This is a genomic window from Microbacterium sp. UNCCL10 (assembly GCF_000746195.1).
Lineage (GTDB): Bacteria > Actinomycetota > Actinomycetes > Actinomycetales > Microbacteriaceae > Microbacterium > Microbacterium saccharophilum.
This window is the reverse complement of the sequence record NZ_JQKT01000010.1, coordinates 1-26023: the sequence shown is the minus strand read 5'-3', so window position 1 is coordinate 26023 and position 26023 is coordinate 1. Positions and strand designations below refer to the sequence as shown.

The window sequence follows — 26023 nt, the reverse complement described above, 5'->3', positions numbered from 1 at the left end:
CGCTCTGCGGCTCTCTCGTCCGGAAGGCCCGTCCCCTCGTGGGGGCGGGCCTTCCGGCGTTCATCAGGCGGCGTTGCGGGAGTCGAAGAGCGCCTTGTGCGCGAAGCCCGCGATGAGTGCGCCGACGATCGGGAACACCAGGAACACCCAGAGCTGCACGAGCGCATCGCCCCCGCCGTAGATCGCCGTCGCGATGGACCGCGCCGGGTTCACCGACGTGTTGTCGATCGGGATGGATGCCAGGTGGATGAGCGTGAGCGTCAGGCCGATGACGAGCCCGGCGAGCGGCGTGCCCCGCGTCGCGTGCGTGACGCCGAGGATGACGAGCACGAAGATGCCGGTGAACACGATCTCCGCCGTGATCGCCGCGCCGAGCCCGAACCCGCCGGGGGACTGCGCGCCGAAGCCGTTGCTCGCGAAGCCGGCGTCCTGCCGCTGGGTGAGCCACCCGTCGGGGCCGAACATCCCGATCAGCACGAGCAGGCTCGTGCCCACGGCGCCGCCGACGATCTGGGCGACGATGTAGCCGGGCGCGTCGCGCCACGGGAAGCGGCCCGCCGCGGCGAGCCCCAGCGTCACGGCCGGGTTGAAGTGCCCGCCGGAGATCGGCCCCCACGTGTACGCGGCCGCGACGATCGTGAGCCCGAACGCCAGGGCCACGCCCACGAAGCCGATGCCGAGCGACGTGCCCGCGTCGCTCGTGCCGAAGTCGGCGGCGAACAGGGCGGCCCCGATGGAGCCGAAGACGAGGAGGAAGGTCCCGGCGGCCTCCGCGAGGAGCTTGATGCCGGTCGCAGGTCCCGCCTCCGGCGGGGTGTGGTCGAGCGGTGTCGGGACGGCGGGCTGGTCGGGGATCGGATCGGGACTCATGACTCCTCCTTCGGGGCGCAGCGGATGCCGTGAGTCTCCCGCCGATCGCGGGCGGCCGCCAGTGCCACGCCGGCACGGGGCGCCCGGTTCTCACAGGCGCCCGGTTCTCAGAGGCGCCCGGCGGCCTTCAGCGCCAGGTAGCGGTCCGCGACACGGGGCGGCAGCGACTCGGCGTCCGCGACGACGGCATCCGCCCCGGCGCGCGCGATCGCCCCCGCCACCTCCCGGGCGTCCCGCGCGGTGCGCTCGGCCGCCGCGAGCGCGTACACCCCGGCGGCGTCCCGCGGGGGCTCGGGGAGCGGCTCGTCGGTCGACACGCTGCCCACGACGACGCGGCTGCGGGCGGTGAGCGCCGGGAGCGCCGCCAGGAAGCCGCGCGCCGCGTCCACGGCATCCTGCGCCGTCAGGAGCACGACGAGGGCCGGGCGCGTCGTCAGGCGGCGGACCTGCGCTGCCGCGGCATCCCAGTCGGTGTCGATCAGCTGCGGCTCGACCGGCGCCATCGCGTCGACGAGCGCGGGGAGCAGCCCCGCCCCGTCGACCCGCGTGACGCGGGCGCGCAGCACCCGGTCGAACATCACGAGGTGCACGTGGTCGCCGGCACGGGCCGCGAGGGCCCCGAGGAGCAGCGCCGCCTCCATCGCCGCGTCCAGGCGCACGCCGTCGCCGACCCGCGCGGCCGAGGTGCGGCCGGTGTCGATCACGATCACGACGTGCCGGTCGCGCTCGGGGCGCCAGGTGCGCAGCATCGTCGTGGTCGCCCGCGCGGTGGCCCGCCAGTCGATGGACCGCACGTCGTCGCCGCGGACGTACTCGCGGAGGCTGTCGAACTCGGTGCCCTGGCCGCGCACCTGCACGCTCGTGTTGCCGTCGAGCTCCCGCAGCCGCGTGAGGCGGGAGGGAAGGTGCCGGCGGGCGGTGAACGGCGGCAGGACGCGCAACGTGCCCGGTGCCTCGATACGCCCTTGCTGGCCGGCGAGCCCCAGCGGCCCGTCGGCCCGTACGACCACGAACCCGGTGCGCAGCTCTCCACGCCGCCGCGGATGAAGCGGGATGTCCACGGCCCGGCGCTCGCCGGCGGGGATGTCGATCCTGCTGCGGTCGCCCGGGGCGCCGGCGGTCGGCTGCCACGCATCCCGAACGCGCCCGCGGAGGCCCCGGCGACTCCGGTTGGTGAGCAGCAGCGTCGTCGTCACGTCCTGATCGCGGAGCACCCGCGCCGGGATGCGGCGCTCGACGCCCACGGCGCGGGGGTCGGCCGCGTACGCGGCGTCGACGGCCGCCGCCGCGAGGCAGAGCGCCGCCCAGACGCCCGCGACCGCCCACGCCGACATCCCCGCGGCCGAGAGCAGCACGACGGGGACCACCCCCACGGCGAGGGCGAGCGCGAGACGGCCGGTGACGAACATCAGATCGGAACGCGGGTCTGCGCCAGCACGGAGGTCAGGATGGCTTCCACCGAGACGGCCTCGAGCTCCGCCTCGGGCCGGAGGCGCACGCGGTGCCGCCACGTCGGAAGCAGCATCGTCTGCACGTGGTCAGGGGTGATGGCGGGGTAGCCGCCCAGCCACGCCCACGTCTTCGCCGTCGCGAGGAGGGCGGTGGCGGCACGCGGGCTCGCGCCGAGCTGCACCGAGGGGGACTGCCGGGTCGCACGGGCGAGGTCCACGACATAGCCCAGCACGTCGTCGGAGACCGTGACGGAGGCGGCGGCGCGCTGCGCGGCGCGGATCTCGGCGGCGCCGACGACGGGCTCCAGCCCCGCGCCGGCGAGGTCGCCCGGGCGGAAGCCGTCGGCGTGCCGGCGGAGCACCGCCATCTCGTCGGCGCGTGCGGGCGCGTCGATGAGGAGCTTCAGCAGGAACCGGTCCAGCTGCGCCTCGGGGAGCGTGTAGGTGCCCTCGTGCTCGATCGGGTTCTGCGTCGCGGCGACGAGGAAAGGGTCGGGGAGGGGGCGGGACTGCCCGTCCACCGACACCTGGCGCTCCTCCATCGCCTCCAGCAGCGCCGCCTGCGTCTTCGGTGGCGTGCGGTTGATCTCGTCGGCCAGGAGCACGTGGGTGAACACCGGCCCGGCACGGAAGTCGAATGCGCCGGCCCGCGCGTCGTAGACGAGGGACCCGGTGACATCGCCCGGCATGAGGTCGGGGGTGAACTGGATGCGGGCGGTGTCCAGGCCGATCGCCCGGCTGAACGCGCGGACGAGCAGCGTCTTGGCGACGCCCGGCACACCCTCGAGCAGGACGTGTCCGCGGGCCAGCAGCGCGATCAGGAGGCCGGTGACCGCGCCGTCCTGACCGACCACCGCCTTGCCGACCTCGAGCCGCACACGGTTCATGGCCTCGCGGAGCTCGTCGGCGGACGGGGCGTCGGCGACGGTGTCGCTCATGGGGTGTTCCTTTCGGGGCGGAGGGTTCCGGTCACGATGGCATCCGACTTCGAGGCCAGAGCGTCTTCGAGGTCGCGGAGGCGCGCGGCGAGGTCGACGAGCTCCCGGTCGGTGCGCGGCACGGCGTCCAGCAGCACCCCGGCGACGGTGCCGGGGTCGGCGGACAGGTGGACGGCGACCGCGTCGGACACCTCTCGGGCGGATGCCGCGGGGCCCAGCCCGACGAGGCGCGCGAGCCGGTCGAGCGCGGCGATCCGCAGCTGGTCGGCGGCGTGCCCGGCATCGCCGGCGCGCGCGTAGAGCTGCGCGCGGCCCACGGTCGTCTCGCCGGCGCGGACGGACACCGGCAGCGTCTCGGCGACGAGGGGGCCGAACCGGCGGCCCCGCCAGACCGCGGCGGCGAGGGCGGCGCCGGCGAGGAGGGCGATCGCCGGGGTGACCCAGTCCGGTGTCAGCTCGCCGACGGTCGGCGCCGTCGCGAGGTCGCTGTCCTGCAGCGCCGGCAGGTACCAGACGACGTGCGAGCGGCGCCCCAGCAGGTTCACCCCGAGCGCCGCGTTGCCGTCCCGGGCGAGTCGCTCGTTCGTGAGGAGCGCCGTGGCGTCGAGGGCGGCGATCCGCCTGTCGCCCGTCTCGAGGACCAGGAGACCGTGCCCGTCACCGGAGGGGTAGCAGCCGACCGCGTCGCCGACGGCGCGGAACACGGTTCCGGGGGACACCTCGCCGGCGCGCACGGCCTCGGCGAGCCCGCAGCCCGGCGGGGCCGCGCCGTCGCCGACGCCCGCGGGCGCCGAGCGGGCCAGGAGGAGGCGCAGATCCCGCGACCGCGGCTCGAGCAGCACGACATCGGCCGCCGTCCCGGTCACCGCGGCGAGGGCCTCGTCCGACAGCGGCGCGGTGTCGGTGAGGACGAGCGTAGATGCCGACGTGACCGCGTCCTCCGCCGCGGCCCGGTCGCGGGCCACGGTGACGGCGACGCCGTGTCCCTCCAGGATGCGGGCGAGCGCGCGTCCCCCGTCCGGGGTGGCGGACTGGGGGTCGAGGAGACCCGCGGCCGGCATCTGCGCGATCCCGCCGATCGCGGCGGCGACGGCGCCCACGACGAGCAGGGCGGCGCCGATGGCCGTCCACCCCGCCACCGCACGGCGGCGGGGCGCCGCCGCCGTCCCTGCCGCCGTCATGCCGGGATCCGTTGCGGCCGGGGCGCTGCGGCGAGACGCTCGTCGAGCGACGCGACGAGCGCGTACGCGTCGGGCGTGCCGGGCCGCCGGAGGTAGCGGACGTCGTCGAAGACATCCGCCGCGCGGGTGAGCGCCTCCGTCTCGCCGGGGAAGGCGCGGGCGGCGGAGCGTGCGAAGCCGTGCACCGTCATCCCCGGCGTCGCCGGCACGATCGTGCGATCGGAGAGCGACCGGGCGAGCGCGCGGAAGCGCAGCACGATGGCGGCCTCCCACCGGCCGCCCGCGGCCTCGCCCTCGGCGGCGCGGCGGAGGTCCGCCGCGGACCTGCGCTCGGCGTCGCCGAAGAGGGCCGCGGCGGCCTGCGCGCGGGCCGCGCGGCGCGGACGGCCCCAGATCGCGACGGCGACGCCGATCGCGGCGAGCACGATGACGAGCACCGCGACCGCGAGCCACGGGCCGAACGCGGCCGGGACGTCGCCGCTGAAGAGGGAGAGGAAGAAGTCGCCCACGGCGCGGGCGGCGCGATCGAAGGGCGTCGGCTCGGCCACGCGGTAGACGGTGTCGGCGAGCTCGCGCTCCGCCCACTCGCGCGCCTCGTCGCCGTCCGGGATGAGCGGCGCCGCGGGCAGCCTCACAGCGTTCCCGGCGCGCCGCCGGGCGGTGTCCACGTCGTCGGCGACGGCGCGGGTGCGGGCACGGATGCCGGAGGTGCCGGCGCCGGCGCAGGGGCCGTTGGCGGGTACCCCGGTGCCGGGTGCGGGGCGGCCGGGCCGCCGAACCCCGGCACCGCGGTCCCCCGGACGGGCGGGGCCCATCGCGGCAGGTCCCGCCCGACGTGCGCCCGGTACGGATCGCCCGGCTCCGCCCCGGGCAGGTCGCGCTGGTCGACGTAGGCGAGGAGATCCAGGTCCAGGCCCTCCCGCCGCATCCGGCAGTCGATGTAGATGAGGGCGGTCGCCGTGGACTGCACGACGAGCGCGACCGACTGCAGGAGCACGACGAGCACCTCCGTGACCAGCAGGCCGACCAGGAGCGCGATGACGCCGCCGACCTCGGGGTCGCCGGTGGGGGAGAGGACGGTCGTCAGCCCCGTCGTGAGGAAGGACATCGGGAGGGTCACCAGCTGCGCGAGCACCCCGAACGCGGAGGAGATGATGACGATGATCCCGAGCGACGGCCAGAACCGTCCGCGGGTGAGGAGCCAGGAGCGGCGCACCGCTTCGAGGATGCGGGCCTGCTCCATGACGATGACCGCCGGGACGAGCAGGAGCTTGACGCTCAGCCACAGCGACACCGGCACGGTCACCATGATCGCGAGGAGCACGACGACGATCACCGCGGCGACGGAGGCCTGCGCCAGCAGGACGAACCCGGCGACGAGGATGCCGACGAGCACGGCGACCGCCAGGCTCAGCAGGACGGTGTATCCGATGAGGCGCCCGGCGACCGGCTTCACCTGGCGCCAGAGGCCGCCGAGGGTGAGCCTCTCCGCGAGGGCGGCGTGCGCCACCTCGCGCACGATGACCGCCTGCACGAGCACGCTGAACGCGGTGGTGGCCAGGCCCAGCAGGACGCTCACGACGCCGACGAGCGCGATCGAGCCCGCCATGACGGTGTCGAAGTCGTCGTCGCCCGGCTCCAGGGTCGCGACGCGCCCGAACGCGTAGAACCCCGTCGCGACGATCCCGGCGGCGGCGACGATCGTCACGACCGTCTGCGCGACGAGGGCGAAGCCGAGCAGCACCCGCGGGTTCTGGCGCAGCGCCGCGAACGAGCGTCCGAGGATGGTGCCGAAGCCGAGCGGTCGCAGCGGGATGATCCCGGGCGGCGGGGCCGGCGTCCACGTCGGGTAGGCCGTCACATGCCCTCCTCGAAAGTTCGGCGCAGCTCGTCCTATCGTGGCATACCGGGGCCATCCGGCCCCGGTGCGGCGGGGTCGGATACTGTGGGGGGAAGCGCCCGGCCGGCGCACCGGCATCCGCCGTACCCGAAGGACGAACAGGTCACCATGACATCCCGCATCCTGGTTGTCGACGACGACACCGCTCTGGCTGAGATGATCGGCATCGTCCTGCGCACCGAGGGGTTCGAGACGGCGTTCTGCGCCGACGGCGCCGCCGCGCTGGACGTGTGGCGCGCCGAGCGTCCCGACCTCATCCTGCTGGACCTCATGCTGCCCGGGATGGACGGCATCGAGATCTGCACCCGGGTGCGGGCCGAGTCCGGCGTCCCGATCATCATGCTGACCGCGCGCACCGACACCGCCGACGTCGTGCGGGGCCTGGAATCCGGTGCCGACGACTACATCGTCAAGCCCTTCAACCCCAAGGAGCTCGTCGCCCGCATCCGCACGCGGCTGCGGCCGAGCACCCAGCCGGCGGGGGAGACGCTGCGCATCGGCGACCTCACCGCCGACGTCGCCGCGCACGAGGTGCGCCGGGGGGACACCGTCATCGCGCTGACCCCGCTCGAGTTCGAGCTGCTCGTGGCGCTGGCCGCGAAGCCGCAGCAGGTGTTCTCCCGCGAGATGCTGCTCGAGCAGGTCTGGGGCTACCACTACAAGGCGGACACCCGGCTCGTGAACGTGCACGTGCAGCGGCTGCGGGCCAAGGTCGAGATCGACCCCGACAACCCGAAGATCGTCACGACGGTGCGCGGCGTGGGGTACCGCGCCGGCGCCGTCGTCTAGCCGCCGGGACCGCATCGTGTCGCCGACGAGCACCGCCACCCACGCCGTCGTCGCCGATTGGCGCGATGTGCGCGCGTGGCCGCGGCGCATCGCGCTGGCCTGGCGCCGGTCGCTGCGGTTCCGCACGCTCGCGCTCACCCTCGGGCTCACCGCCCTGACGATCCTCGTGGCGCTCGTCTGGATGGCCCTGGCGATCCAGAACGACCTGTTCGAGTCCCGCATCCAGCAGGTGCAGTCCGCGGCGAGCAGGGCGACCCAATCGGCGCAGACGACCCTCGACGCCGCCGTCGTGGAGAGCGACACGCTCGCGCTGCAGAATCTCATGGACCGCGTGCGCACCTCGATGTCGCGGCAGGCGGCCACCGACATGATCGCCGCGTTCCGCATCTCCGACCAGCCGTCCTCCACGGCTCCGCAGGACTTCGAGGCGGGCGGCCTCACCGCCGACATGCTCACCTCGGGGCTCCGGCAGACCGTGCGGCGCGACGCCGGCACGCAATGGTGGCAGTCCATCGGCATCCCCGCCGACGACGGCGGGCACGCGCCGGGGGTGGTGATCGGGCAGCAGCTGATCCTGCCCGAGGCGGGCGCGTACGAGGTGTACTTCGCGTACGAGCTGGGCTCCGAGGCGCAGACCCTGCAGTTCGTGCAGGTCACCCTGTGGGGTGTCGGCATCGTCCTCGTGGTGCTGATCGGTGCGGTCAGCTGGTTCGTGCTGCGATCGGTCACCGTGCCGATCGCGCAGGCCGCCGAGACGAGCGCGAAGCTCGCCTCCGGCGACCTCGGGGTGCGCCTGCCGGTGCAGGGCGAGGACGAGTTCGCCACGCTGGGGCGCTCGTTCAACGCGATGGCGGACAGCATCGAGGCGCAGATCAAGGAGCTCGCCGAGCTCTCGCTCGTGCAGCAGCGGTTCGTCTCGGACGTCTCGCACGAGCTGCGCACGCCGCTGACGACCATCCGGCTCGCCTCCGACATGCTCAACGACCAGCGCGCCGCCTTCGACCCGACGACGGCGCGCGCCGCGGAGCTCCTGCACGCGCAGGTGCAGCGCTTCGAGACCCTGCTGACCGATCTGCTCGAGATCAGCCGGTACGACGCGGGCTCGGTGCAGCTGGAGAACGAGGCGACAAGCCTCGCCCACCTCGCCGAGGATGTCATCGCGTCGATGCAGCAGCTCGCGGACCAGCACGGCACCGACGTGCGCCTCGTGGCGCCCGGCGGGTACTCGCCCGTCGACATGGACCCCCGGCGGGTGCGGCGCATCGTCCGGAACCTCCTCGGCAACGCGATCGAGCACGGTGAAGGCCGCCCCATCGTCGTGACGGTCGACAGCAACCAGGAGGCCGTCGCGCTGGGGGTCCGCGACTTCGGGCTCGGGATGAGCGAGGCCGACGCCGAGCGCGTATTCGACCGGTTCTGGCGCGCCGACCCGTCGCGCAAGCGCACGATCGGCGGGACCGGGCTGGGCCTGTCGATCGCGCTCGGCGACGCGCGCCTGCACGGCGGCACCCTCGAGGTGTGGTCGGAGCTCGGCCGCGGCACGAACTTCGTGCTGACCCTGCCCCGCCAGGGCGCGGGACTGCGCGGCACGCCGCCGATCCCCGCCGATCCCGGTGATGACGGCATCCCCTCCGACGACCTCGGCATGACCCAGCCGCTGGATCTGTCCGACCTCGCCCAGGGAGGGCGTCCGTGACCCGCCGCCCCGCCCTCGTCCTCGCCGCCACGCTGCTCGCGCTGCTCCTCACCGCGTGTGCGGGACTCCCCACGAGCGGACCCGTCAACGCCGGCCGCCCGGTCACGGAGGAGGAGGGCGACTCGGACGTCGCGTTCGTGCCCGCCGGCCCGTCCCGCGGCGCGACGCCGGCCCAGATCGTGGAGGGCTTCATCGCCGCCGGGTCCGGCACGCGCAACAACTGGGAGACCGCGCAGCAGTTCCTCACGCCGGACTTCCGGGCCACGTGGCGCCCGCAGGCCGGCGTCACCGTCTACCGCGCCGGGGAGCGGGCTCTCGCCGAGCCGGCCGAGGGGGAGATCGTCCTGACGATCGCACCGGAGGCCACGGTGGACGCCACGGGAGCCTACGACGTCGCCGGCGAGGGGCAGATCACGATCGGCTTCCGCCTGGAACGGGTCCGCGACGAGTGGCGGATCGCGGAGGCACCGGACGGCGTCATCCTGGACGAGAACCGCTTCCGCTCGGTCTTCCGCAGCTACGAGCTGATGTACTTCGACCCGAGCTGGCGCTTCCTCGTCCCCGATCTGCGCTGGTTCCCGACCACCAACGCCGCGACCCGGATCGCCGAGGCGCTCGTGGACGGCGCGCCGAGCCCGTGGCTCGCCGGATCCGTCGTCAGCGCGTTCTCCGCCGACGCCGGGCTCGCGCAGCGTTCCGTGCCGGTCCGATCCGGCGTGGCGCAGGTGTCGCTGGAGAGCAGCGCCCGGCAGCTCGAGCCCGCGGTCCTCGACCGCATGCAGACACAGCTCCAGGAGAGCCTGGCCGGCGCCGGCATCCCCGAGGTCGACATGCTCGTCGACGATCAGGTGCTGACGGCCGAGCCGGTGAACGTCGCCTCGACGCGCATCGACTCGCGCCCGCTCGTGCTGACCGCCGACGCGTTCGGCTTCCTCTCCGGCACGCAGGTCGAGGAGATCCTGAGCCTGTCCGCCGCGGTCCGCTCCGTCGACGCCGCCGCGATCGAGGTGGCCGCGTCGCGGTCGATGGCGGCCGTGCAGACCCCGACGGGAGCCGTCCTGCGCGTCGAGACCGGGGCCGCGCCGACCGAGATCGACAGCCGCCCGGGGCTCGTGGCGCCGACGGTCGACACGCTGAACTACATCTGGACCGTGCCGTCCGGGTCTCCGGATGCCGTCGTCGCGATCGGCACCGACGGCGCGTGGCGGGAGATCGCCGACGCCTGGCCCGGAGCCACCCGCATCTCCGCGATGCGGGTCTCCCGCGACGGCGCGCGGATCGCCGCCGTTCTCCGCGTCGGCGTGCGCCCATCGCTGTGGGTGGCCGGCATCGTCCGCGACGCGGACGGCGTCCCGGTCGCGCTCGGCGAGCGCCGGCTGCTGGCCGTCCTCCCGGGGGACGGCGTCGGGCTCGCCTGGGGCGACGAGACGAGCCTCGCCCTGTCCTACACGGACGGCGGACAGACGTTCGTCCTCGAGCAGCCGGTCGGCGGGCCGGGGACGGCGCTGCGCGCCCCCGACGGGATCACCACGGTCGCGGGCGGCAATCAGCCCGGCGGGGTGCGGCTGCGCGACGTCGACGGCGAGCTGTACGTCCAGCGCGGCGCGTCATGGCAGGACCAGTTCTCCGGTGTCCGGGTGCTCGCGACCCAGCAGGGCACGCCGCGCTGACGACGGCTCCTCCCCAGGAGGCGCACGCGGGCCGGCGCACCCGGATCGCGGGCGGCCCGGCGACCGGTCGGGACATGGGCCGGAGGATGGGCGGATGCCGATCCCGCCGTCCGGTGCCCGCGCCGCACTCGCCGAGGCGCTCGCCCTCCTCTTCCCGACGTGGTGCGCGGGCTGCGACCTGCCCGGCGTCTCCCTCTGCGCCGACTGCGCCCTCGCCCTCGTCCCCGACCTGCGCGTGCGGCGCCTCGCCGACGGACTCCGCGTGCACAGCGCGCTCGCCTTCGAGGGCATCCCCGCGCGGGTCGTCCGCGCGCTGAAGGAGGACGGCCGGACCTCGCTCGCCCGACCTCTCGGCGCGGCGCTGGCTGCGGCGGTGGGCGCCGCCGATCCGGGCGGCGACGTGCACATCGTGCCGGTCCCGACCTCGCGCGCGGCCCTCCGCCGCCGCGGCTATCGCGTCACGGAACTCGTCGCGGTGCGGGCCGGCCTGACCCCCGAGCGACGGCTCCTGGCCGGGACCCCCGCCGCCGACCAGCGGGGCCTCGGGAGCGCGGAGCGCGCCGCCAACGTCTCCGGGACGATGCGCGCCCGGGACGCGGCGGGCCTGCGCATCCTTCTCGTCGACGACGTCGTGACGACCGGCGCGACACTCGCCGAAGCGGCGCGGACGCTCCGGGAGGGCGGCGCGGAGGTGGTGGCGGCGGCCACGGTCGCCGCGACGCCGCGGCACGGAATACTCACGGCTCGCCGAGCGTGACATGCGGCCGGACCGGGGCTACGTTGGGGGGACAGAAGGCGAACCGAGGTCCGCCCTTGACCGGGAGGACCGGAACAAGGAGGTCAGGGATGGAAACCAGCATCGTCGGCGTGGGCGTGAGCATCACGGATCGGTTCCGCACCGTTGCCGAAGAGAAGTCCGCCCGGATCGAGAACCTGGCGCCCCGCGCGCAGCGACTCGACGTCAAGGTCACGCATCGCGTCTACCACAACGGGGGGCGCGAGGATGAGACCGTCGAACTCACCTTGACCGGCAAAGGCCCCATCGTCCGCGCGGAGGCGACGGACGGCGACAAGTTCGCTGCCCTCGACATCGCGGTCGACAAGATGGCTGAGCAGCTGCGGCGCGCGAAGGACAAGCGGGTCGACGCCCGGAACCACTCGCGCGGCGCGAAGCTCGAGAAGGGCACCGGGACGATCGCCGGGATCGACGTGAAGCCCGCCTCGCTCGACGTCATCCGCGCGGTCGCGACCGGCGAGGTCCCGATCATCACGGGCAACGAGGACGAGGAGGACTACACCCCCGTCGTCATCCGCACCAAGCTGTTCGACCCCGAGTGGATGACCGTCGAGGAGGCCGTGGACCGCATGGAGCTTGTCGGCCACGACTTCTTCCTCTTCATCGACGCGCGCACCGATCACCCGAGCGTCGTCTACCGCCGCAAGGGCTGGGACTACGGCGTCATCTCCCTGACGACCGTCGCAGCCGCGGAGGAACTGGTCTCCTAGACCGAGAACGGGAGGGCGGATGCCGTGCGGCATCCGCCCTCCCGCACGTCCGGACGACGTGGGCGATCAGTCGAACATGCCGTCCAGGAGGCTGCCGATGACGAGTCCGCCGAGGAGCCCCCCCATAATGTCCGGGCCGCCGCGCTGACCGCGTCCACCGCTCTGACCCCAGCCCCCGTCGTTCGGGCGCGAGGAGTCGATGTCGCGCTGGGCGAGCTGCAGGGCCTCGGCGGCCAGCATCCCGCACCGGCGGGCGTCGGCGAGCGCCTGCTCGCGCAGATCCTCGTGGATGGGCGCGCCGATGAACGGCGCGAGTTCGAGCCGGATGCGCTCCGCTTCGGCGAGCCGCGTGCGGGCGTCGGCGCCGATCCAGCCGCGGTGGCCGGAGATGACGCTGCGGGCGACGCCCAGCTGCCGGTCGGCGTCGTCGATCGCGTGCCGCACGTGCGACTCCGGCGGCACGGGCCGGGCGGCGCGCTCGCGCGCCTTCGCGACGGCGAGATCCAGGGCCGTATTGGCCTCCCGCAGGCGGGTGAGCTCGGTGAACGGGTCGGGCTTGTCCGCCGTGGTGCTGAACGCGTCCAGCGCCTTCTCCAGCGCCGTCGTCGCCGCGGCGACGGCCGGGACGCCGGCGAGGTCGCGTGCGTCGACGATGTCCTGCCGGGAGTCGTCGACGATGGCGGTGAGCGTCGAGGCGGCGCGGAGCGCCTCGACCTCGAACTGGTCGACGGACTCCAGGAGTGTCGTGGCGCGGCGGACCGCCTCGATCGCGGTCTCCAGCGCGATGTTGGCCTGTTCCCGCTGTCCGCTCTCGCGGCGGACCTCGGACACGTCCGAGCCGTGGATCGCGAACTCCAGCAGCTGCCGGGCCTCGACGGGGTTCCCGGAGATCTTCCGGAGGGCTGCGGGGGAGTAGCGCTGCTGCAGCCGCGCGACGGTCTCCTCCGCCTGCGGCAGGCGGGCGCTCAGCCGCTCGACGTCGCGACGGATGCCGGCGATGATCTCCGGCGCGCGCCGTGCGCGGGCGATGGGCTCGGCGAGCGCCTCGGTGCGGTCGTCGAGGAGCTCCTGCGCCCAGTCGCACAGCTGGATGATGCGCTCGTTGCGCGTGCGCAGCTCCTCGGTCGTGTCGGGGATCTCGTCGTGATTGAGCTGATTGAGGTGGAAGGCCTCGCCGAGGTGCTCGCGGACGGCGGCGACCGCCGCGCGCAGCTCGCTCGTGGCGTCCCGGCCCAGCTCGATCTCGGCGTACAGGAGCTCGTCGGCGGTCGTGCGGAGGCGCTCGTCGGCGGCCACGAGCGCGGAGTCCGCCCGCCGGCCGAGCTCGGCGATCTTCGCCTGCAGCTCCTCTTGCTCGCGCTTGCGTCTGCCCCAGATTCCACCAGCCATGGCTCGATCCTAGATCCGCGGCGCCCCGCGGCGCCGCGAGGGGCGGCGGTTCTCTGCCCCTTCGCAGAACCCGCGCCGTCCGCGCCGGTGCGCTGTCCGCTGTGGGAGATACCGGGGCGCATACGGATGTCTCCAAGGTCACGGACGGATAACATGGCTCAATATGCCTGCGCCTGCGCGCGGGCACCCGCCGACCGGGACGTCGGCGGCACCCGACAGATGGAGATCGTCCGTGGCCAACCCCCTCGAGAAACTGCTTCGCGCCGGAGAAGGAAGGATCCTCCGGCGGCTCCAGCAGGTCGTGAAGGCCGTGAACGCCCTCGAAGAGGACTACGCGCAGCTCACCGACGACGAGCTGCGCGGCGAGACCGCCGAGCTGCGCGCCCGTCACGAGGCGGGCGAGTCGCTGGACAAGCTCATGCCCGAGGCGTTCGCTGCCGTGCGCGAGGCCGCCAAGCGGACGCTCGGCCAGCGGCCGTACGACGTGCAGATCATGGGTGGCGCGGCCCTGCACCTCGGCAACATCGCCGAGATGAAGACCGGTGAGGGCAAGACCCTGACCGCGACGTTCGCCGTGTACCTCAACGCGATCGCCGGCAAGGGCGTGCACGTCATCACGGTCAACGACTACCTGGCCTCGTACCAGTCCGAGCTCATGGGCCGCGTCTACCGCGCCCTCGGCATGACCACCGGCACGATCATCGCCGGGCAGACCCCGGAGATCCGGCGGGAGCAGTACGCCGCCGACATCACCTACGGCACGAACAACGAGTTCGGCTTCGACTACCTCCGCGACAACATGGCATGGCGCAAGGAGGACCTCGTCCAGCGCGGCCACTTCTTCGCGATCGTGGACGAGGTCGACTCGATCCTCATCGACGAGGCGCGCACCCCGCTCATCATCTCCGGCCCGTCCTCGGGGGAGGCCAACCGCTGGTTCGTGGAGTTCGCCAAGATCGCGAAGACCCTGCAGGCGGGGGTCGACTACGAGGTCGACGAGAAGAAGCGCACGATCGGCGTGCTCGAGCCCGGAATCGAGAAGGTCGAGGACTATCTCGGCATCGACAACCTCTACGAGTCGGCCAACACCCCGCTCATCTCCTTCCTGAACAACTCGATCAAGGCGCTCGCGCTGTTCAAGCGCGACACCGACTACGTCGTCATGAACGACGAGGTCATGATCGTCGACGAGCACACCGGCCGCATCCTGGTCGGGCGGCGCTACAACGAAGGCATCCACCAGGCCATCGAGGCGAAGGAGGCGGTGCCGGTCAAGGCGGAGAACCAGACCCTCGCGACCGTCACCCTGCAGAACTACTTCCGGCTGTACGAGAAGCTCGCCGGCATGACCGGCACGGCCGAGACCGAAGCGGCCGAGTTCATGTCGACCTACAAGCTCGGCGTCGTCCCCATCCCGACGAACAAGCCCATGATCCGCAAGGACCAGTCCGACCTCGTCTACAAGAACGAGCAGGCGAAGTTCACGCAGGTCGTCGAGGACATCGCGGCGCGCCACGAGACCGGCCAGCCGGTGCTCGTCGGCACCGTCAGCGTCGAGAAGAGCGAGTACCTCTCGCGGCTCCTCGCCAAGAAGGGCGTCAAGCACGAGGTCCTCAACGCGAAGAACCACGCCCGTGAAGCCGAGATCGTCGCCCGGGCGGGGCGCCTCGGCGCCGTCACCGTCGCCACGAACATGGCCGGCCGCGGAACCGACATCATGCTCGGCGGCAACGCGGAGTTCCTCGCCGTGCAGGAGGTCAAGTCCCGCGGGCTCGACCCCGTCGAGACGCCGGAGGAGTACGAGGCCGCGTGGGACGAGGTGTACCCCGCCATGCGCGACACCGTCGCCGAGGAGGCCGTCGCGGTCATCGAAGCCGGCGGGCTGTACGTGCTCGGCACCGAGCGGCACGAGTCCCGCCGCATCGACAACCAGCTGCGCGGCCGCTCGGGCCGTCAGGGCGACCCGGGCGAGAGCCGGTTCTACCTGTCGCTGACCGACGACCTCATGCGGCTGTTCCAGTCCGGTGCCGCCGAGGCCATCCTCGCGCGCACGAACTTCCCGGATGACGTCGCCATCGAGTCCGGCATGGTCTCGCGCGCCATCAAGAGCGCGCAGGCGCAGGTCGAGGCACGCAACGCCGAGATCCGCAAGAACGTCCTGAAGTACGACGACGTCCTCAACCGCCAGCGCGAGGCGATCTACGCCGACCGCCGGCACATGCTCGAGGGAGACGACCTCTCCGACCGCGTGCAGCACTTCATCGAGGACGCGATCAACGCGATCATCGACGACCACACCGGTCGCGGGCACAACGAGAGCTGGGACTTCGACGCACTCTGGACCGAGCTGAAGACGCTCTACCCCGTGGGCGTCACGATCGACGAGGTCGTCGCGGAGAGCGGCAGCGCCGGCCGCGTCACGGCGGAGGGTCTCAAGCGCGAGATCCTCTCCGACGCGAAGATCGCGTACGACAAGCGCGAGGAGTCCCTCGGCTCGCCCGCCATGCGGGAGCTCGAGCGCCGCGTCGTCCTGCAGGTGCTTGACCGCCGCTGGCGCGACCACCTCTACGAGATGGACTACCTCAAGGACGGCATCGGCCTGCGCGCGATGGCCCAGCGCGACCCGCTGATCGAGTACCAGCGCGAGGGCTACCAGATGTTCCAGTCGATGATGGGGCAGATCAAGGAGGAGTCTGTCGGATTCCTCTACAACCTCGAGGTCGAGGTGCGTCAGGCCGAGGGCGCAGAGGTCGAGGCGAAGGGCCTCACGGCGCCGACGGTCGAGGCGCAGCGCCTGCAGTACACCGCGGCGAACGACGCCGGCGAGGTCGAGGTCCGCAACGACCGCGGCCAGGTGCAGCAGGCGGCCACGAGCAAGTTGCGCGCCGCGCAGGCTCCCGCGCCCGCAGAGCCCGCTGCCGACGCGCCCCGCGGCGCGTTCGGCCAGCGCACCGACGGCGGCTCCGCTGCCGCCCCCGCGCAGAACCGCGCACAGCGCCGCGCAGCCGACAAGAAGAAGTAGTCCGGCGATCTCCGGCATCCGCTCGTCGCAGACGGATGCCGGAGGCCACCCGGCGCGCATTGGCCTGGTCGGCACGGGGATATCCTGGGCGGATGAGCCCCCGCATCCTGGACCAGTCGTCGAAGCTGAAGGACGTCCTCTACGAGATCCGTGGAGCCGCCCTGGTGGAGGCCGACCGGCTGGAGGCCGACGGGCACACGATCCTCAAGCTCAACACCGGCAATCCGGCCGTGTTCGGCTTCGAGTCGCCGTTCCAGATCGTCCGCGACATGATCGAGGCCATCCCGCACGCGCACGGCTACAGCGACAGTCGCGGCATCATGTCGGCGCGCCGCGCCATCGTGTCGCGGTACGAGCAGGAGCCCGGGTTCCCGGCGTTCGACCCGGACGACGTCTACCTCGGCAACGGGGTGTCCGAGCTCATCACGATGACCATGCAGGCCCTCCTCGACGAGGGCGACGAGGTCCTCATCCCCGCGCCGGACTACCCGCTGTGGACGGCGATGACGAGCCTCGCCGGCGGCACGCCCGTGCACTACCGCTGCGCGGACGAGGACGACTGGCAGCCCGACCTCGAGGACATCCGCGCGAAGGTCACGCCGCGCACGAAGGCCATCGTCGTCATCAACCCGAACAACCCCACGGGCGCCGTCTACTCGCGCGAGGTGCTGCAGGGGATCGTCGAGATCGCCCGCGAGAACGACCTGCTGCTCCTCTCGGACGAGATCTACGACCGCATCCTCTTCGACGACGCCGTGCACATCCCGCTCGCCACCCTCGCGCCCGACCTCCTGTGCCTCACCTTCAACGGGCTCTCCAAGACCTACCGCGTCGCCGGCTACCGCTCGGGCTGGATGGTCATCACCGGCCCGAAGAAGCACGCGTCCGGGTTCCTCGAGGGCATCCAGCTGCTGGCCTCCACGCGGCTCTGCCCGAACGTCCCCGGGCAGCACGCCGTGCAGGCGGCGCTCTCCGGCATCCAGTCCATCAACGCCCTCATCGCACCCACGGGGCGGCTCCACGAGCAGCGGGATGCCGCGTGGGAGGGCCTGGAGAAGATCCCCGGCGTCAGCTGCTTCAAGCCCAAGGGCGCCCTGTACGCCTTCCCGCGCCTGGACCCCGAGGTGCACGAGATCCGCGACGACGCGAAGCTCGTCTACGACTTCCTCGTCGCCGAGCAGGTGCTGCTCGTGCCGGGCACCGGCTTCAACTGGGCGACGCCGGATCACCTCCGGATCGTCACGCTGCCCGAGGCGCGGGTGCTCACCGAGGCGATCGAACGGCTCGGCAACTTCCTGGCCTCGTACCGGCAGTGACCGCTCCGCGGGCGGCGCGGTAGCGGACGGCCGGGGCCGTCGCGGCGCCGGCCGATGACGGCGCGCGGTGCGCGGGGGTCCTGTGCGGCGCCGGCCGCGGTGCGAACCGTAGGACCGCGTGTGACGCCTGTGGCGCCCGGCCATTCACCAGCCCCACCCGTCACGCCCGATCCTGCAGATTGCCGCGCGGAACGGCTCTGACCTGAGCCGGCTCCGTCCGGCGACGCGGACCGCCGGCGCCGGGTTCCGCGCGAGTCGGGACGCCGGCGAACCCGCCCCTCGCGTGCGAACCGCAGGACCGCGTGTGGCGCCTGTGGCGCGCGGCCACTCACCAGCCCCACCCGTCACGCCCGATCCTGCAGATTGCCGCGCGTGGTGGGAGCGCGGCGCCGATCAGCGCAGCGGGGTCGGAGCGCGGCGTCGATCAACGGAGGGGGTCGGGTCGGGGTCCCGGCCGAGCCTCCGCGGCTCAGCGGCTCAGTGCCTCCGCAGCTCAGCGTCTCAGCGCCTCCGCGGCCCAGCGTCTCAGCGTCTCCGCGGCTCAGCGCCTCCCCGGTCCAGGGGCGCAGCGGGTCAGCGGCGCGGGCGGTCCTCGCGCTTGGCGGAGCCGCCGAACCGGTCGGGCTTGATCTCGATCAGCTTGCCGCTGATGCGCGTCCCCTCGAGGCGCTTCAGCGTCTCGCGCGGCAGGTCGGCGGTGAGTTCGACGAGCGAGAACTCGGGGCGGATCTGGATGGCGCCGAAGTCCTCGCGCCGGAGGCCGCCCTCGTTGGCGAGCGCGCCGACGATCTGCCGCGGCTCGACCTTGTGACGACGGCCCACCGCGATCCGGTAGGTGGTCATCGAGGAGCCGCCCGTGCGCGGGCGGCGTTCGCCCCGCTCTGCCTGCCCGCCGCTTCCGCGGCTCTCCCGATCGGACCGGGGCTCGGGGGCGGCGTCGGGATCGAGCAGGAGGGGCGTCTCGCCCTGCGCGACGACGGCGAGGGCTGCGGCGACATCCCCTTCGGGCACATCGTGGTGCTCGACGTAGTGGGCGACGATGTCGCGGAAGACCCCGATCTGCGCGGCGTCGGCGAGGGCCGCGGTGATCGCGTCGTCGAATCGGGTGAGGCGCGTCGCGTTGACGTCCTCGACGCTGGGCAGCTTCATCTCGGTGAGCGGCTGGCGGGTCGCCTTCTCGATCGTGGTCAGCATCCGCCGCTCGCGGGGCGTGACGAAGCTGATGGCGTCGCCGGTGCGTCCCGCCCGCCCGGTGCGGCCGATGCGGTGCACGTACGACTCGGTGTCGATCGGAAGGTCGTAGTTGACGACGTGGCTGATGCGGTCGACGTCCAGCCCGCGCGCGGCGACATCGGTGGCCACGAGGATGTCGAGCTTGCCGCTCTTGAGCTGGCTGACGGTGCGCTCGCGCTGCGCCTGCGCGACGTCGCCGCTGATCGCCGCCGCGGTGTAGCCGCGGGCCCGCAGCTTCTCGGCGAGGGTCTCGGTCTCGTTCTTGGTGCGCGTGAAGACGATCATGGCCTCGAAGTTCTCGGTCTCGAGGATGCGGGTGAGCGCGTCGACCTTCTGCGGGTACGACACCATGAGGTAGCGCTGCGTCGTGTTGGCCGACGTCGTCGTCTTCGTCTTGACCGTGATCTCTTCGGGATCGTGCAGGTACTGCGTCGAGATCCGCCGGATCTGCGCGGGCATCGTCGCGGAGAAGAGCGCCACCTGCTTGCCGGCCGGGGTGTCGGCCAGGATCGTCTCGACGTCCTCCGCGAAGCCCATTTTGAGCATCTCGTCGGCCTCGTCGAGCACGAGGTACTTCAGTTCCGACAGGTCGAGGGTGCGCTTCTCGAGGTGGTCCATGATGCGTCCCGGCGTGCCGACGACGATGTGCACGCCGCGGCGCAGCGCCGAGAGCTGCTGGCCGTAGCCCTGACCGCCGTACACCGGCAGGACGTGGACGCCGCGCATGTGCGAGGCGTACTTCTCGAACGCCTCGCACACCTGCAGGGCGAGCTCGCGGGTGGGCGCGAGCACGAGCGCCTGCGGCGTCTTCTGGGCGAGGTCGAGGCGGGACAGGATGGGGAGCGCGAACGCGGCGGTCTTGCCGGTGCCGGTCTGGGCGAGGCCGACCACGTCGCGGCCCGCGAGAAGCGGCGGAATGGTGGCCGCCTGGATGGCGGAGGGCGTCTCGTAGCCCACATCCTTCAGCGCCCTCATCACCGCGTCGCTGAGCCCGAGCTCGCTGAAGGCGGACTCCGGGCGGGCAGAATCTGCCTCGATGGGAGGGTTTTCGGTGGATGACGCCATACGTCGACGGTAGTCCCCCCGCGCCGCCCGCCGCGACCGAGGGACTAGAGGAGGGCGAGTGACGTCGCGCGCCAGCGACCGTCCCAGCCCTCCAGCCGCAGGGCGACGGCGCGCGTGCGTGCGGGGCCGGCGACGATGACGACGGCCTCGACGACACCGTCGGCGGGCGCGTCGTGCCGGATCCGGAGGATGCGGTGCGCCGGCCGGGCCGCCGCCACGCCCCGCGCACTGCGTGCCCGGGCCGCGAGGTTGGCGCGCGTCACGAGGGCGCGGAACGCGTCCTCGCCGAACCAGCGGGCGAGCTGGTCGACCTCCCGGACGCCCGCGAGCACCTCGAGGACGCCGATCGTGAGGTTCTTCAGCAGCGGCTCCGGGTCGGGGAGGGCGTCGGTGGAGGTGCGCTGCGGGGCGAAGTACTCCGCCACATGGAGCGCGGAGCCGGAGGCGGCCGGTGTGCGCGCGGTGCTCGGTCGGGGAGCCATGCGGAGTCCTCTCTCGAGGGGTGTCGCGGGGTGTGGAGGGGTGTCGTGGCCATGAGTAGAGCACAGCCGCGCGGGCCGCAGGATGAGAATCCTCCAACATGTGGACAACCGGCGCGGGGCGGTCGCGAGGTGCCCTAGCCTCGGCCGCGTGCCATGGGATCGGTTCTTCGAAGACCTGGAAGACCAGCTCGACTCCGAATGGGAGGCCGAGCGCGCCGCGCTGGACACCGAGGCCGAGCGGCTCCGTCTCGCGCGACTGACCCTGCGGCAGCGCCTCGTCTCGCTCGCCGAGGGCGCGGACGCGCCGCCGCGGCTCGAACTCGCGGACGGCGACGCCGTCACGGGGCCCCTGGCGGCGGTGGGGGCCGACTGGGTCGCCCTGACACCGGACACGCGCCGTGCCGGCGCCGTGCTCGTGCCGGTGGCCGCGATCGTCGCGATCGGGATGCCGCACGCCGACGTCCTCCGCAGCGCGCGCGCCGACACGGCATCCGCCCCTCGGCTGGCGGAGCGGATGACGTTCGGGTTCGTGCTGCGCGACCTCGTCCGGCGGCGGACTCCCGTGACCGTGACGGTGCTCGGGAGTCGGGGCCTCTCCGGGACGATCGACCGTGCCGGCGCCGACCACCTCGATCTCGCGCTGCACGACCGGGGTCAGCCCCGCCGGAGCGGACTGGTCACGGGGCACCGCGTCATCCCGTTCTCCGCGGTTGTCGCGGTGCGGCTGGACGCGCCGGCGCCGCTGCCGTGAGGCGACGCCCCCGCGCCGCCGAGCGCCCCCAGCGCCCCCGGGCTCCGTCGGGGCTCAGTCGGGGCGGCCGACCTTCCCCCGTCCCCACAGCTCGGGGAAGCTCGCAGCGTTCGACTCCCGCCACAGTGCGATGCGGCGGGCCTCCTCCGCCTGATCGTCGAGGTAGTGCTCGACGCTGTCCGCCTCGATCCGCCAGCGGGAGGGCGTGCCGACCTTCATGCCGCGCAGCCGGCCGTCGAGGACCAGCGCGACGACCTCGTCGACGTCGATCTGGAGCACCTCGGCGACCTGCGCCGGGGCGAGCATGCGCGCGGCGGACCGCGGTGACTCGGGCATGAGGCCATTATGTTCCGGCCCCGCTGCGTCCCCGGTCGGCCGCGCCGGGCTGTGGATAACCGCCGCGGACATCGCCGCGCCGGGTCCACCATGGGGCGATGACCGCTGTGGAGATGGCCCGGCCCCGCCCGCGCGCGTTCTGGTCCGACGCGCGGTTCCTACTCGGGATCGCCCTCATCGTCGTCTCTATCGCCGGCGTGTGGCTCGTCGTCTCGGCGGCCCGGCAGACCGTGCCCGTGTTCGCCGCGGCGCGGACCATCGTTCCCGGCGAGGAGGTCACCGCCGGCGACCTGCGCGTGATCGAGGTGGCGCTCGGCCAGGCCGGCGAGGCGTACGCGTCGCCCGGCACGCTCGAGGAGAGCGTCGTGGCGACGCGCACCATCGGAGCCGGCGAGCTCGTGCCGCACAGCGCCGTCGGCGCCGCGGCGCGCGCGGCCGTCACGACGGTCGCGCTGCGCAGCGCCGGCGACGTGCCGGCGGCGGTGGAGGCCGGGACGGTCGTGGAGGTCTGGGCGGCGCCGCAGAAGGAGCGGGGCGTCTTCGACGCGCCGCGCATCCTCGTCCCCGCGGCGACGGTGGTCTCGGTGACCCGGGAGGACTCCGTCATCGGGGGCGCCGGCACCGCATTGGAGGTCGTGATCGACCGGGCCGATGTCGCCGCGACGCTGGAGGCGGTCTCCGCGGGGTGGAGCATCTCGGTCGTGCCCGCCACGGGGACGGGGCGATGAGGGTCGTCCTCGCCGTCGACGGGCGGCACGGAGCCCTCCTCGCGGAGGACCTGCGGCTGGAGGGCGCCGACGTCCGCACGGTCGTCGGAGCCGGCCACCCGGCGGCCGCCGTCGCCGACGCGATGGCCGGGCCCGAGGCGGCGGAGCTGCTCGCCGAACTCGCGCGCGCCGACCTGCTCATCGTGGCGGCGGGGCGCGACGCCCTCACCGCGGAGCTGGTCGGGGCGTGCGACCGCTTCGGGGTGCGGATCGCCCCGCTCTGCGCCCGCGAGACCGACCGCCGCCTTGCCGTCATGTTCGGCCTGCACCCGCACCCGGCCGACGCGCCTGCGGCCGCGCTCCTGCTCCCCGTCGAGCCTGCGGAGGCGGTGGCGGGAGCCCCGCGCGGGCGCGTCCTGGCCGTATGGGGCCCGGGCGGCGCACCCGGACGGACGACGCTCGCCGTCGAACTCGCCTGCGAGCTCGCCCGTGACGGACGGCGCGTGGGCCTCGTCGACGCAGACGCGCACGCCCCTTCCCTGGCCCTCGCCACCGGGCTGGCCGACGAGGGGCCGGGCTTCGCCGCCGCCTGCCGGCAGGCCGAGCGCGGGACGCTGACCGTCGCCGAGCTCGCCCGCATCTCCGCCCCGCTCGGCGACGTGGAGGTCCTGACCGGGCTCAACCGGCCGGGTCGGTGGCCCGAGCTCAGCCACGCCCGCGTCACAGCGGCGCTGGAGGTCTGCCGTGACTGGGTCGACGACACGGTCGTCGACGTCGCCGCCCCGCTGGAGCGCGACGAGGAGATCGTGAGCGACCTCGACGGTCCCCGGCGCAATGCCGCCACCCTCGCCGCGCTCGGATCCGCCGACCTCGTCGTCGCCGTCGTCGCGGCCGATCCGGTCGGGGTGTCGCGCTTCGTGCGGGATCATCCGCAGCTGCGCGCCGTCGTCGGGGCGACACCGGTGCGCGTCGTGGTTAACAAGACGCGCGGGGGCCCGCTCGGCATCGACGCGCGCGGTCAGGTGCGGCGGACGCTGGAGCGGTTCGCCGGCATCGAGGACGTCTGGTTCGTGCCCTGGGACGGGAAGGCCGTGGATGCCGCGCTGCTGTCCGCGCGGCCCGTCGCGCACGTGTCACCCCGCTCCGTGCTCACGGGGGCGCTGCGGCGGTTCGTCGGCGAGGCCGTCGTGCCTCCCGTGCGGCAGGCGGACCTGCGGCGGGAACGCCCGCGCGGCCGCCTCGCGGCGCGGCTGCTGCGTACGGCGTGACGCCCGGCCCCCGTAGGCTGGTGCGGTGTCGACGCTCAGCGATCTCGTCTATGCCCAAGGCCGCTCCACCGCGGCCGACGTCGAGTGGCTGCACCGGCTGGCCGGTGACGGGCAGCTGCTCGCCGACCTGGCCTTCGCCGACATCGTGATCTGGGTGCCCACCGCCGACGATTCGTTCATCGCCGTCTCCCATGCCCGGCCCGGCGGCGCGGCGACGCTGTTCTACCGTGACATCGTCGGCGACCGGGTCCGGCCGCAGTGGCGCACGCAGGTGAAGGATGCGTTCACGCAGGTCCGCATCGTCGACTCCGCCTCGCCGGACTGGTTCGAGGAGACGCCGACGCGCGTCCGCGCCGTGCCGATCGTGCGCGAGCGCGGTTCCACCTCGGCGCCCGCGACGGTCATCGGCGTGCTCACGCGGCACACGAATCTCGGCGAGACGCGCGCCCCGTCGCGGCAGCAGATCACCTTCAACGACTGCGCGGACGACCTGTTCGGAATGATCGCCACCGCGGACTTCCCCGACCTGTCCGCTCCGACCTCCCCGCGCCGCGGCGCGCCGCGCGCGTCGGACGGCCTCATCCGGGTCGACGTCGACGGTGTGACGACCTTCGCGAGCCCCAATGCGCTGTCCGCGTTCAACCGGCTCGGGTTCGAGGAGGAGCTCGAGGGGGAGTCCCTCATCGAGGTGGCCACCACGATCCTGCCTGCCAAGCGCCAGTTCGACGAGTCCCTGCCGATCGTCATGACCGGCCGCGCCCCATGGCGCGCCGACATCGAGGCCCGCGGCGTCACCGTGTCGCTGCGCACCGTGCCGCTGCGCGACCACGGCACCCGCATCGGCGCCATCGTGCTGTGCCGCGACGTGACCGAGATCCGCCACCAGGAGCAGGAGCTCATCACCAAGGACGCCACGATCCGCGAGATCCATCACCGGGTCAAGAACAACCTGCAGACGGTCGCGTCGCTGCTGCGCATCCAGGCCCGCCGCACGCACTCCGACGAGGCTCGCGACGCCCTCACGCAGGCGATGCGGCGCGTCTCGGCCATCGCCGTGGTGCACGACACCCTGTCCGAGGGGCTCGCGCAGAATGTCGAGTTCGACGACGTGTTCAACCGGGTGCTCAAGCTCGTCGCCGAGGTCGCGGCGGCGCCCAACACGCGCGCCCGCACGCACCGGACGGGCTCGTTCGGAACGCTGCCGAGCGAGTACGCGACGCCGCTCGCGCTCGCCTTGACCGAGCTCGTGACCAACGCGGTGGAGCACGGGCTCGCCGACAAGGAGGGCGACGTCGAGATCATCGCCGAGCGGTCCGAGGACCGTCTCGAGGTGCGCGTGCGCGACAGCGGCGTCGGCCTGCCGGAGGGGCAGGTCGGTCGCGGGCTCGGCACGCAGATCGTGCGCACCCTCATCCAGGGCGAACTCGGCGGCACGATCGACTGGCACACGATCATGGGCAGCGGCACCGAGGTGACGATCGACATCCCGCTGCGCTACATCTCGCGGGCCTAGCTGTAGTTCCCCGTGAGGTTGTGAACGCGGGCTGAGGGTGTCTTGCCGCCGATGCCGGTGTGGGGTCGGTGGTGATTGTAGTGATGCAGCCAGGTCTCGTAGGCGGCTGTTCGCTCGGCTTCGCTGGCGTAGGGCTTCGCGTAGGCCCACTCGGCGGCGAGGGTGCGGTTGAATCTCTCGACCTTGCCGTTTGTCTGCGGTCGGTAGGGCTTGGTCCATCTGTGCTGCACGTTCTCGCCGAGCGCTGCCGCGAACGCGTGGGATCGGTAGCAGGCGCCGTTGTCTGTCATGACGGCGGTGACCGTCACGCCCAGGCCGGCGAAGAACGCGTTCGCCCGGGTCCAGAACCCGGCCGCGGTCTCCTTGCGTTCGTCTTCGAGGATCTCCGAGTACGCCACGCGCGAGTGGTCATCAACGGCGTGATGCAGGTACCGATAGCCACGTGAACCGGCCGCTCCGGCGCGTGTGGCTCGTCCTCGCACGACCCCGGCAGCACGGTCCTGCACCGACCCCTTCCCATGGACGCGCCAGCCACCGCCGTCGGGAATCCGGCCCTGCTTCTTGATGTCGACGTGCACCAGCTGACCGGGCGCGGCCACCTCGAACCGCTTCGGCTTGGGCTTGCGGACCGGCAATCCGGTGGCCTGGTCGATGTTCGCGAGCGTCGGCATCCGATACCGGGCGAGAACCCGGCCGACCGTCGACCGGTGCAGATGCAGGTGATACGCGATCCGGTGCGGTCCCCAGCGGCGCGTGAACCGCAACGCGACGATCCGCCGCTCTGTCCTGCGCGGCAGCCGATTCGGCGAGGAATGAGGCCTTGAGCTGCAGTCTGTCAGCGGCAGCCCGGCCCGATAGCGATCCGCCCACCGCTTCGCGGTCGCCGGGGAACACTGGAACCGTTCCGCGGCTCGCCGCAACGGCCACCGCCGATCCACGA

At 73.2% G+C, this 26023-nt stretch carries 22 protein-coding genes; 11 read left to right on the top strand and 11 right to left on the bottom strand.

Features of this window, described 5'->3' with window-relative positions:
* Window positions 1–63: 63 nt before the first annotated feature.
* The 6 genes from aqpZ to BR85_RS12035 all read right to left on the bottom strand — a co-directional run bounded on the left by aqpZ (window position 64) and on the right by BR85_RS12035 (window position 6301).
* Window positions 64–870: an aquaporin Z gene (gene aqpZ / locus BR85_RS12060; protein ID WP_081782785.1), complete on the bottom strand. Its 807-nt coding sequence runs from the start codon at window positions 868–870 to the stop codon at window positions 64–66.
* Window positions 871–977: 107 nt separating this feature from the next.
* Entirely contained in the window at window positions 978–2279 is a 1302-nt protein-coding gene (locus BR85_RS12055; RefSeq protein WP_028496757.1) for a DUF58 domain-containing protein, read from the bottom strand.
* Window positions 2279–3259 (bottom strand): AAA family ATPase, encoded by a 981-nt coding sequence (locus tag BR85_RS12050; protein WP_028496756.1) that lies wholly within the window; start codon window positions 3257–3259, stop codon window positions 2279–2281. The genes BR85_RS12055 and BR85_RS12050 overlap by 1 nt, the downstream gene beginning before the upstream one ends.
* A complete protein-coding gene (locus tag BR85_RS12045) occupies window positions 3256–4440 on the bottom strand; it encodes a DUF4350 domain-containing protein (protein WP_051526354.1) in 1185 nt (394 codons plus the stop codon). The genes BR85_RS12050 and BR85_RS12045 overlap by 4 nt, the downstream gene beginning before the upstream one ends.
* Window positions 4437–5075 carry a DUF4129 domain-containing protein gene (locus tag BR85_RS15460; RefSeq protein ID WP_036272975.1) on the bottom strand — a complete coding sequence of 213 codons (639 nt, stop codon included), beginning with the start codon at window positions 5073–5075 and terminating at the stop codon, window positions 4437–4439. Before BR85_RS15460 ends, BR85_RS12045 begins: the two co-directional genes overlap by 4 nt.
* A complete protein-coding gene (locus BR85_RS12035; protein WP_051526352.1) occupies window positions 5072–6301 on the bottom strand; it encodes a DUF7847 domain-containing protein in 1230 nt (409 codons plus the stop codon). Before BR85_RS12035 ends, BR85_RS15460 begins: the two co-directional genes overlap by 4 nt.
* Window positions 6302–6448: 147 nt before the next feature.
* On the opposite strand from BR85_RS12035, the gene mtrA reads away from it, so the two are divergent.
* The 5 genes from mtrA to hpf all read left to right on the top strand — a co-directional run bounded on the left by mtrA (window position 6449) and on the right by hpf (window position 12001).
* The gene (gene mtrA / locus BR85_RS12030) at window positions 6449–7129 is read left to right on the top strand and encodes an MtrAB system response regulator MtrA (RefSeq protein ID WP_028496755.1); all 681 of its coding nucleotides are present in this window, start codon (window positions 6449–6451) and stop codon (window positions 7127–7129) included.
* Between the two features lie 16 nt (window positions 7130–7145).
* Entirely contained in the window at window positions 7146–8825 is a 1680-nt protein-coding gene (gene mtrB, locus BR85_RS12025) for an MtrAB system histidine kinase MtrB (RefSeq protein ID WP_028496754.1), read from the top strand.
* Entirely contained in the window at window positions 8822–10495 is a 1674-nt protein-coding gene (locus BR85_RS12020; protein WP_028496753.1) for an LpqB family beta-propeller domain-containing protein, read from the top strand. The genes mtrB and BR85_RS12020 overlap by 4 nt, the downstream gene beginning before the upstream one ends.
* Window positions 10496–10589: 94 nt before the next feature.
* Window positions 10590–11252: a ComF family protein gene (locus tag BR85_RS12015; protein WP_028496752.1), complete on the top strand. Its 663-nt coding sequence runs from the start codon at window positions 10590–10592 to the stop codon at window positions 11250–11252.
* 89 nt (window positions 11253–11341) lie between these two features.
* A complete protein-coding gene (gene hpf / locus BR85_RS12010) occupies window positions 11342–12001 on the top strand; it encodes a ribosome hibernation-promoting factor, HPF/YfiA family (protein ID WP_028496751.1) in 660 nt (219 codons plus the stop codon).
* Between the two features lie 66 nt (window positions 12002–12067).
* Here hpf and BR85_RS12005 read toward each other — a convergent pair whose 3' ends face one another.
* Window positions 12068–13390: a hypothetical protein gene (locus BR85_RS12005; RefSeq protein ID WP_028496750.1), complete on the bottom strand. Its 1323-nt coding sequence runs from the start codon at window positions 13388–13390 to the stop codon at window positions 12068–12070.
* Window positions 13391–13622: 232 nt separating this feature from the next.
* Here BR85_RS12005 and secA point away from each other — a divergent pair, with 232 nt between their 5' ends.
* Both secA and BR85_RS11995 read left to right on the top strand, forming a co-directional pair.
* On the top strand, window positions 13623–16412 hold the full coding sequence (gene secA, locus BR85_RS12000; RefSeq protein WP_028496749.1) for a preprotein translocase subunit SecA: 2790 nt from the start codon (window positions 13623–13625) through the stop codon (window positions 16410–16412).
* Between the two features lie 92 nt (window positions 16413–16504).
* On the top strand, window positions 16505–17728 hold the full coding sequence (locus BR85_RS11995) for a pyridoxal phosphate-dependent aminotransferase (protein ID WP_028496748.1): 1224 nt from the start codon (window positions 16505–16507) through the stop codon (window positions 17726–17728).
* 573 nt (window positions 17729–18301) lie between these two features.
* Here BR85_RS11995 and BR85_RS11990 read toward each other — a convergent pair.
* Complete coding sequence (locus tag BR85_RS11990) at window positions 18302–20026, bottom strand: DEAD/DEAH box helicase (protein WP_028496747.1); 1725 nt, start codon at window positions 20024–20026, stop codon at window positions 18302–18304.
* A 44-nt stretch (window positions 20027–20070) separates the two neighbouring features.
* The gene (locus tag BR85_RS11985) at window positions 20071–20508 is read right to left on the bottom strand and encodes an Rv3235 family protein (protein ID WP_028496746.1); all 438 of its coding nucleotides are present in this window, start codon (window positions 20506–20508) and stop codon (window positions 20071–20073) included.
* Between the two features lie 148 nt (window positions 20509–20656).
* Here BR85_RS11985 and BR85_RS11980 point away from each other — a divergent pair, with 148 nt between their 5' ends.
* Complete coding sequence (locus BR85_RS11980; protein ID WP_028496745.1) at window positions 20657–21259, top strand: hypothetical protein; 603 nt, start codon at window positions 20657–20659, stop codon at window positions 21257–21259.
* 54 nt (window positions 21260–21313) lie between these two features.
* Here BR85_RS11980 and BR85_RS11975 read toward each other — a convergent pair whose 3' ends face one another.
* Complete coding sequence (locus tag BR85_RS11975; RefSeq protein WP_028496744.1) at window positions 21314–21595, bottom strand: helix-turn-helix domain-containing protein; 282 nt, start codon at window positions 21593–21595, stop codon at window positions 21314–21316.
* Between the two features lie 98 nt (window positions 21596–21693).
* Between BR85_RS11975 and BR85_RS11970 the strand changes: the two genes are divergently transcribed.
* The 3 genes from BR85_RS11970 to BR85_RS11960 are packed head-to-tail and all read left to right on the top strand — an operon-like array spanning window position 21694 to window position 25083.
* On the top strand, window positions 21694–22323 hold the full coding sequence (locus tag BR85_RS11970) for a CpaB family protein (protein ID WP_028496743.1): 630 nt from the start codon (window positions 21694–21696) through the stop codon (window positions 22321–22323).
* Window positions 22320–23570, top strand: coding sequence for a CpaE/TadZ family protein (locus BR85_RS11965; RefSeq protein ID WP_051526351.1), 1251 nt, complete (start codon window positions 22320–22322; stop codon window positions 23568–23570). The genes BR85_RS11970 and BR85_RS11965 overlap by 4 nt, the downstream gene beginning before the upstream one ends.
* Window positions 23571–23595: 25 nt before the next feature.
* On the top strand, window positions 23596–25083 hold the full coding sequence (locus BR85_RS11960) for a sensor histidine kinase (protein ID WP_028496742.1): 1488 nt from the start codon (window positions 23596–23598) through the stop codon (window positions 25081–25083).
* Here the strand turns inward: BR85_RS11960 and BR85_RS11955 are convergent.
* Window positions 25080–26021 (bottom strand): IS481 family transposase, encoded by a 942-nt coding sequence (locus BR85_RS11955; protein WP_081919957.1) that lies wholly within the window; start codon window positions 26019–26021, stop codon window positions 25080–25082. The two genes, BR85_RS11960 and BR85_RS11955, sit on opposite strands and share 4 nt — an antisense overlap.
* Between the last annotated feature and the right edge of the window lie 2 nt (window positions 26022–26023).

Excerpts from the sequence above, each read along its gene's own strand:
- BR85_RS12045 (WP_051526354.1), bottom strand. The coding sequence starts at position 4,440 with ATGACGGCGGCAGGGACGGCGGCGGCGCCCCGCCGCCGTGCGGTGGCG.
- aqpZ (WP_081782785.1), bottom strand. The coding sequence starts at position 870 with ATGAGTCCCGATCCGATCCCCGACCAGCCCGCCGTCCCGACACCGCTC.
- BR85_RS11995 (WP_028496748.1), top strand. The coding sequence starts at position 16,505 with ATGAGCCCCCGCATCCTGGACCAGTCGTCGAAGCTGAAGGACGTCCTC.
- BR85_RS12055 (WP_028496757.1), bottom strand. The coding sequence starts at position 2,279 with ATGTTCGTCACCGGCCGTCTCGCGCTCGCCCTCGCCGTGGGGGTGGTC.
- BR85_RS11985 (WP_028496746.1), bottom strand. The coding sequence starts at position 20,508 with ATGGCTCCCCGACCGAGCACCGCGCGCACACCGGCCGCCTCCGGCTCC.
- BR85_RS12050 (WP_028496756.1), bottom strand. The coding sequence starts at position 3,259 with ATGAGCGACACCGTCGCCGACGCCCCGTCCGCCGACGAGCTCCGCGAG.
- hpf (WP_028496751.1), top strand. The coding sequence starts at position 11,342 with ATGGAAACCAGCATCGTCGGCGTGGGCGTGAGCATCACGGATCGGTTC.
- BR85_RS11970 (WP_028496743.1), top strand. The coding sequence starts at position 21,694 with ATGACCGCTGTGGAGATGGCCCGGCCCCGCCCGCGCGCGTTCTGGTCC.
- BR85_RS12015 (WP_028496752.1), top strand. The coding sequence starts at position 10,590 with ATGCCGATCCCGCCGTCCGGTGCCCGCGCCGCACTCGCCGAGGCGCTC.
- BR85_RS11975 (WP_028496744.1), bottom strand. The coding sequence starts at position 21,595 with ATGCCCGAGTCACCGCGGTCCGCCGCGCGCATGCTCGCCCCGGCGCAG.
- BR85_RS12005 (WP_028496750.1), bottom strand. The coding sequence starts at position 13,390 with ATGGCTGGTGGAATCTGGGGCAGACGCAAGCGCGAGCAAGAGGAGCTG.
- BR85_RS11965 (WP_051526351.1), top strand. The coding sequence starts at position 22,320 with ATGAGGGTCGTCCTCGCCGTCGACGGGCGGCACGGAGCCCTCCTCGCG.
- mtrA (WP_028496755.1), top strand. The coding sequence starts at position 6,449 with ATGACATCCCGCATCCTGGTTGTCGACGACGACACCGCTCTGGCTGAG.
- BR85_RS11990 (WP_028496747.1), bottom strand. The coding sequence starts at position 20,026 with ATGGCGTCATCCACCGAAAACCCTCCCATCGAGGCAGATTCTGCCCGC.